The sequence below is a fragment of the Agathobaculum butyriciproducens genome (assembly GCA_003096535.1).
GTDB classification, from domain to species: Bacteria; Bacillota; Clostridia; order Oscillospirales; family Butyricicoccaceae; genus Agathobaculum; species Agathobaculum butyriciproducens.
Window position 1 is genome coordinate 67,246 of sequence record QEKJ01000011.1, and the last position, 6,655, is coordinate 73,900.

Annotated in this window: 8 protein-coding genes and 2 pseudogenes; 9 read left to right on the forward strand and 1 reads right to left on the reverse strand. The window is 48.6% G+C overall.

The window, feature by feature from the left end; genetic code table 11:
* Positions 1-129 precede the first annotated feature (129 nt).
* From C7386_RS09150 to C7386_RS13805, 8 genes are all read left to right on the forward strand, one after another.
* Positions 130-876 carry a DeoR/GlpR family DNA-binding transcription regulator gene (locus C7386_RS09150; protein WP_116705356.1) on the forward strand — a complete coding sequence of 249 codons (747 nt, stop codon included), beginning with the start codon at positions 130-132 and terminating at the stop codon, positions 874-876.
* Between the two features lie 134 nt (positions 877-1,010).
* Positions 1,011-1,463, forward strand: coding sequence for a VOC family protein (locus C7386_RS09155; RefSeq protein WP_116705357.1), 453 nt, complete (start codon positions 1,011-1,013; stop codon positions 1,461-1,463).
* A gap of 343 nt (positions 1,464-1,806) precedes the next feature.
* Complete coding sequence (locus tag C7386_RS09160) at positions 1,807-2,160, forward strand: helix-turn-helix domain-containing protein (protein ID WP_116705358.1); 354 nt, start codon at positions 1,807-1,809, stop codon at positions 2,158-2,160.
* 526 nt (positions 2,161-2,686) lie between these two features.
* Positions 2,687-3,343, forward strand: a complete 657-nt coding sequence (locus tag C7386_RS09165; RefSeq protein WP_116705359.1) for a LexA family protein — start codon at positions 2,687-2,689, stop codon at positions 3,341-3,343.
* Between the two features lie 18 nt (positions 3,344-3,361).
* On the forward strand, positions 3,362-3,649 hold the full coding sequence (locus tag C7386_RS13795) for a nucleotidyltransferase family protein (protein WP_110435685.1): 288 nt from the start codon (positions 3,362-3,364) through the stop codon (positions 3,647-3,649).
* Complete coding sequence (locus C7386_RS13800) at positions 3,630-4,013, forward strand: nucleotidyltransferase substrate binding protein (protein WP_116705360.1); 384 nt, start codon at positions 3,630-3,632, stop codon at positions 4,011-4,013. The genes C7386_RS13795 and C7386_RS13800 overlap by 20 nt, the downstream gene beginning before the upstream one ends.
* Positions 4,014-4,027: 14 nt before the next feature.
* Entirely contained in the window at positions 4,028-4,357 is a 330-nt protein-coding gene (locus C7386_RS09180) for a tyrosine-type recombinase/integrase (RefSeq protein ID WP_165815520.1), read from the forward strand.
* A 58-nt stretch (positions 4,358-4,415) separates the two neighbouring features.
* Positions 4,416-4,556, forward strand: a complete 141-nt coding sequence (locus C7386_RS13805; protein ID WP_116705362.1) for a transposase — start codon at positions 4,416-4,418, stop codon at positions 4,554-4,556.
* A 442-nt stretch (positions 4,557-4,998) separates the two neighbouring features.
* Here the strand turns inward: C7386_RS13805 and C7386_RS09195 are convergent.
* Positions 4,999-6,239 (reverse strand): annotated as a pseudogene (locus C7386_RS09195) (IS110 family RNA-guided transposase).
* Positions 6,240-6,506: 267 nt separating this feature from the next.
* Here C7386_RS09195 and C7386_RS09200 point away from each other — a divergent pair.
* Positions 6,507-6,655: pseudogene (locus C7386_RS09200) on the forward strand (IS3 family transposase); the annotation flags it as partial.

Consider the following 6,655-nt stretch of genomic DNA (forward strand, 5'->3'; position numbering starts at 1 on the left):
TCCCTTGTTGATTTCAGCATATCACCATCCTGCGTTTATTTCAACTTTCGCTTTCTTTCGGTTTCGATTATTCCATATTGACATTTCGTTTTATTTCGTTTATTTTAAAAGAAGAAAGGGGAATGTACTATGACAAGTCGTATTGAAGAAATAAGGAAGATGCTTTTTACAAATAAAAAAGTGTTAGTCAACGATTTGAGTGAGCAGTTCGACATCAGTCGTGTTACCATTCGGAAAGATTTGCAGCAGCTAGAGGACGAGGGGATTGCCAAGCGTATTTACGGTGGTGCGGTGTTGGCGAACTGCGCTTTGCCTTCTTCGCTATCCAATGTAACCGATCGAACACGGATTGCTTTGGCTGAACGCGCTTGCGAAGAAATACAGGATGGTGACAGCATTTTTTTGGGATCCGGACAAACCTGCTGCTATCTGGCCAAGCTTCTTGAACGCTTTCATGACCTGTCGATCGTAACGAATAATATTACCGCGCTAAATGACCTGTTGAAGACGGATTCCCGCGTATATCTGCTCGGTGGAGAAGTGACATCCACAGATGCGCACACCTTATTTTCAAGTCCTGAAAACCCAAACACCTTCACAAATCATGTTTTCGTTTCAAAAGCATTTACGAGTATCTCGGGCATTGATTTACAGGCGGGGCTTACAGTACATTCTATTGTTTCGACGCATATTTATCGCAATCTGCCGTCTATGGCACGGTCCTGGTACTTGATGGCAGATTGCCATAAATTTGGTCAAATTGCCATGTATCCTGTTGCCGATCTCGATGCATTTCAATATCTGATTGCGGATGATGTGCCTGAAGAATACCGTACGATTTTGCATCAGAATCATACCGAAATCCTTTTGATATAGTACCGGTAAGGTTTATGGCAACACCGCACAATTAAAGCTGCGGCGTTTTGCCGAAATTATGCGGTATTGCCTTATGAATACAGTTGTGTAATGAAAACAGGAGTATGGAAAATCTTTAAGGAGATATATAATAAATGGTTGGAAGAATATATCACGTTGGATTAACAATATCAGATTTGGATAGGTCGATTGCTTTTTATAGAGATATTCTTGGACTTGAATTCCAAGGAGAATTATTGATGGCGGGTGAGGAAACTGATAAATTATTTCATAGGCGAAACTGTAAAGCACGGATTGCTTATCTAAACGGTTCTAAAAATGTTGAATCTCCACCGGTTGAACTTATTCAGTTTATAGATAATGCGGTTCATAAGATACAGTCAGATTTATTCACTACATCTATCTCCGAACTGTGTTTTTATACTGATGATATTGATTTGACTTATAAGCATTTTATTGAAAACAATGTAGAGTGCTTATCTGAACCTCAACATTTCAATTTCACTTCACAAGGATTTGGAGAAAGTAAAGCCTTCTATTTCAAAGATCCAGATGGAATTATACTTGAAATGATGCAAGCACTATAAAAAGAGAACGAAGCGTCCTGTTTGTTAGTCACAAACGCTTTCTCGTTGTGGCTCGCTGCATAAAATGCGGCCGGCAACCTATAGGCTGCCGGCCAGAAAATCTTTATATTTTTTCACTGTCCTCTTGACGGGTAGCGGTTCAGATTGAGAATTTTTTCGGACTGCTCAAAAAGGCAAGATTGAAGGGCTTGCCGCCTGTGGTTCACAGACAACAAGCCCTTTCGGCAGCTTGAATAATTTTTACTTTGAAAGATTGTCTAACTTTTTCGGGGCAGTTCAGTTTGAACTGCACCCCATTTGTTAGACAGTATGATATACTATCTAACAAGTGGGGTGTTTTGCTATGCCAAAAGGAGTACCAAACAAACGATATACGCCGGAATTCAAAAAACTGGTGATTGAAACCATGCAGGAAGAGAAATTGAGTTACAGCGAAACCTGCCGTAGATTTGAGGTAAGCAGCAGAGATCGAATCAAATCATGGGAGCGAATCTACCTGGAGGAAGGGCCGGAAGGCTTTGCCGTTGAACGGCGCGGCCGCAGCAGTAAGGGCCGTCCGCCAAAGCGGCTGCCGAAGGAGGTAACGGAAGATCTGCTGGCAGAGGTTCAGCGGCTGCGTGCGGAGGTAGACTACCTAAAAAATTTGCAAGCCTTGGTTTTGGAAGACGAGCGACGCCAGCACAAAAAACGCTGGTAGTTCAAAAGCTAAGGCAAAAACACGCACTCAGTATACTGCTCTCAATCGCTCAACTGCCCCGTGCAACTTTCTACTATCATTTGAAGCAGATGCAGAGAGAAGACAAATATGCATCTGTTAAGCCTGCAAATAAAAAGTCAAGCCCTCAAGCGGACTTGACAAAAGAAAATATCGCAGGCAGCGGGCGGAGAAAAGCACAACACCAAAAGGCCGCCGCGAATGCGCCGACCTGCAGAGCCTGATTACAGCTGTTTATTTCGTGTGATGCAAGCCTGTGGAATCCATATCTACAGGCGGCAGATCTTCCAATGCAGCGAAGTATGCCATCCTACCTCGCACCTTCGGCACATCAATATGAGCCATGTCGTTCACCTCCAATTTTTCATTTTGCGTAAGTTTGCGATACACCACTCTTGCCGTCTTGTAAATACGTTATGCGAAAGTTTTTACGCGAAACGCATTTTTTGCTTGCACAACGTATTTGCCCGTGATATAGTTAACTTATCATAAGAGGGAGGTACTCATTATGGGAAATATATCATCTGTCTTGAAAGCAAAGCGCAAAGAATTAGGACTTACACTCGCACAGATTGCCGAAAAAATCGGCGTAACCGAAGCTACTGTGCAGCGTTGGGAAAGTGGAAATATTAAATCGTTACGGCATGAACGCATTGCCAAACTGGCTGACATTCTCGGCGTTACTCCTGCTGTATTGATGGGCTGGGACGAACCCACCGCACCAACTCTCCCCTCCCCCACCATCACCGAGGACACAGTGACATTTCCGGTCATCACCAGCGTAGCGGCGCACTACGACGGCGTATCCATCGACGAGAGCGCGGCCGGCGAGAAGATCGAAGTGCCGCGCGCCTACCTCAAAGGCCGGAAAGCCGAGGACTTCTGTGCTATGCGCGTGCGCGGCGACAGTATGTATCCGACGTTCCAGAACGGCGACATCGTGCTGGTACTGCGTCAGTCCACCATGAACCACTCCGGCGAGATCGGCGTGATCAGCTACGGCGATGACGAAATGACCATCAAACGCATCAACTATGTGGACGGCGAAGACTGGCTCAAGCTTGTGCCGCTCAATCCCGCGTACCCGCCCCGCCGCATTGAAGGCGTAGACCTCGAAAGCTGCCATATCATCGGCATCCCGCAGGTGCTGATACGGGAATATTAAGAAAAGGAGCTATCCCGCATGAATGACCTGAAACCTGCTCTTGCACAGCTTGCGAAGGACTGCGGTGCACGCAAACTCGTCCTGTTCGGCTCCCGCGCACGCGGCGATAACCGTCCGCGCAGTGATATTGACCTTGCGGTGTTCGGTATGCCGGAGGAGCAGCAGACGCGGTTCTGGTGCGGCATGGACGATCTGCCGACCCTGCTGAAATACGACGTTGTGTTTGTCGATGACTACACCTCGCCCGAGCTGCTTGCTGAAATTGACCGAGATGGAGTGATACTGTATGAAAACCAAACGCGATAACTTTGTAAATGCTGCACATCGACTGGCGGAGGCGGTAACGGACTATCAGAACATCCGAAACGACACCGTCCGTGACGGCATGATCCAGCGGTTTGAATTTACCTTTGAGCTGGGCTGGAAGGCACTCAAGGAATATATGCTCGACGCTGGCATGCAGAATACCCTGCAATTCCCCAAGCAAGTGCTGCGTGAGGCGTACGCCGCCGAGCTGATCGACGATGAAGGCGTCTGGCTGGATATGCTGAATGCCCGCAACCAGACTTCGCATATCTACGATGACCATACTGCCGCTGTTATCGCAGCAAAAATCCAGAACGCCTATCTGCCCGAGTTGCAAAAGCTCGCCGCGCGGTGGGAGAAATAAAAAATCCCGCCCCGGTGCTACCAACACCAGAGCGGGACATTCACGGCAAGCCGCTGCGCAAGTCCTTTTACAGCACGGTGAGTCTGTCCGATGCGAAGAAGAAAGCCGAGGAGTACCGCGTAGCCTCCGAGGTGTCGGCTCGTACCGGTGAAGCCTTTGTGCCCTCCACCTACAAGCAGCCGTTCGTTGACGTCAACACCTATGAGCTGACCTATGTCAGTCTGGTCGAGGGTCATCTGATCCCCTATTTCGGGGCGGCGCGGTTGAGCGATATTCGTCCGGCGGACATACAGGCGTACTTCGCCACAAAGACGGAATGTTCGGAGAGCCGGCTGAAGAAATGAACTGCACCCCATTTGTTAGACAGTATGATATACTATCTAATAGATGGGGTGATTTATTATGTCGCGAGGAAAACCGAACAAACGGTACACGCCGGAATTTAAGAAGCTGGTCGTGGAAACCATGATGGAAGAAAGGTTGAGTCACAGCGAAACCTGCCGTAGATTTGAGGTAAACAGCAGAGATCAGATCAAATCATAGGAGCGAATCCATCTGGAAGAAGGGCCGGAAGGCTTGTCGGTTGAGCGACGGGGCCGCAGCAGCACTGGTCGGCCAAAGAAGCTGCCGAAGGATGTAGAAGAAGATCTGCTGGCCGAAGTGCAGCGACTGCGTGCGGAGAACGATTACCTAAAAAACTTGCAAGCCTTGGTTTTGGAAGACGAGCGACGCCAGCGCAGAAAGCGCAGGTAGTTCAAAAGCTGAGGCAAAGACATTCTCTGGATATTCTTCTCTCAATCGCTCAACTGCCCCGTGCAACTTTCTACTATCATTTGAAGCAGATGCAGAAAGATGACAAATACGTATCTGTTAAGCCCTCAAGCGGACTTGACAAAAGAAAATATCGCAGGCAGCAGGCAGAAAAAAGCGCAACCCTAAAAGGCCGCCGCGAATGCGCCGACCTGACGATCTAGATTACAGTTGGTTATTTCGTGAGATGCAGACCTGTGGATTCCATATCTACAGGCGGCAGATCCTCCAGCGAAGAGAAGTATGCCATCACCTTGCCATAATAACGGCGCAGAAACTTATTGCCCGCAGCTATCATGTAAACATAGTACGGCTTGCCCTCGGCACGCTTCTTGTCCATGAACTGGAACACTGGTTCGTCTGCCGGAGCACGTTGCAGATGTACTTTCATAATGTTGAACAGCGTTCTGCGCAGATATGGAGAGCCACGCTTGGTGGTCCTATTGCTACGGGAGCAGTAATTGCCTGATTTGCTCGGCGCGGGGTCAATACCTGCAAAAGCAACAAGCGACTATTTACGCTCAAAGCGGCGCACATCACCGATTTCCGCCATAAGCTGCGGTCCAAGGGATTCACCAACACCGTACATTTCCATGACGACAGAGTATTCGGGCAGCTGAGATGCCAGCTTGTTCATCTCGCTGCGGTAAGTTTCTACGCTGCGCGAGATCGCTGTGAGCTGGTCAGCAGCGGCCTGAACGAGCGTTTTCGTGACAGAGGTTTTCTGCACCAGTACAACAGCGGACTTTGCCAGAGCATATACCTCGGCAGCTTTCTCTGTGCTGAACTGGTAACGGTTTCGTTTGCACCATTTGCGGTAACGCTCAGTAAAAGCGTTCAGACTGCCGCTGCGAACGCAATCAACATGCCAGAAGTCATGGGTCAAATCAACCCATTTCTGCGTGCCGTCACCGCGCACAGGGCTGTCAAACAGCTTGCGGATACCGGGAAAAGACTGCTCCTGAAGTGCGATGAGGTTGTTTGCGGTAGCGGTTTTCTGCTTAATGGCCAGCTGAAACTGACGGTTCATAGTTTTCAAATCGTATCCATAGGAGTATAATCACGCAATTCGCTCCAATTGTCAAGAGCATATTTGGCAATCTTTATCGCATCTGCCTTATCGGTCTTGACCTTGCGGAGAGAATTATTGCCGTACTCTTTGATAAGCAAAGGATTGACCGCTGAAACGTAAATCCCGGCCTCGTGGAGAACCTTGGCGATGCCCTCGTAGTAACGTCCGGTGTGCTCCATGACTACTCGTGTTTCGCCCGCAATGGATTTGAGCTGTTCTGCCAGAGAGGCCAGTTCCTCGGCGCTGTGGCGCACATCGAATGGCAGTTTTACCACCTCGCCAAAAGGACGAAGTACGGCCACGGTACTCTTGCTGCTGGAAACGTCAATGCCTGCTGCGTTCATGTTCATCACTCCTGAAAGAATTTGCAATGGACAGAGCCATCTTTACCCATTGCCGATTCTATCTGTTTGGTGACACGAACACGCGGTTCTACCTGCACAAATCGAACGCTGCGAACAGGAGGATGGCTGACTGACTTAACAACGGGCACGAAGCCCTTGGAAGAAAGGGTCAGACCATTACCTTCCTATTCTAACAGCTTAAGCAACGAGATGTCTCGGCTCGTAGCTGGCTGCCACTTTTCCGAGGCAAATATATTGTAACAGGAAGAAATCGCAGCAATTTACCACGAAAACAGGGGCCGGTACGGCTATCGCCGGATTACGGCAGAACTTCGCAAGCGTAAATTCTCTGTGAACCACAAGACTGTCCAGCGGCTCATGAAGAAGCTGGGCTTAGTTTGTCGTGTCAGGATGAA

Excerpts from the sequence above, each read along its gene's own strand:
- C7386_RS09150 (WP_116705356.1), top strand. The coding sequence starts at position 130 with ATGACAAGTCGTATTGAAGAAATAAGGAAGATGCTTTTTACAAATAAA.
- C7386_RS09155 (WP_116705357.1), top strand. The coding sequence starts at position 1,011 with ATGGTTGGAAGAATATATCACGTTGGATTAACAATATCAGATTTGGAT.
- C7386_RS09160 (WP_116705358.1), top strand. The coding sequence starts at position 1,807 with ATGCCAAAAGGAGTACCAAACAAACGATATACGCCGGAATTCAAAAAA.
- C7386_RS09165 (WP_116705359.1), top strand. The coding sequence starts at position 2,687 with ATGGGAAATATATCATCTGTCTTGAAAGCAAAGCGCAAAGAATTAGGA.
- C7386_RS13795 (WP_110435685.1), top strand. The coding sequence starts at position 3,362 with ATGAATGACCTGAAACCTGCTCTTGCACAGCTTGCGAAGGACTGCGGT.
- C7386_RS13800 (WP_116705360.1), top strand. The coding sequence starts at position 3,630 with ATGAAAACCAAACGCGATAACTTTGTAAATGCTGCACATCGACTGGCG.
- C7386_RS13805 (WP_116705362.1), top strand. The coding sequence starts at position 4,416 with ATGTCGCGAGGAAAACCGAACAAACGGTACACGCCGGAATTTAAGAAG.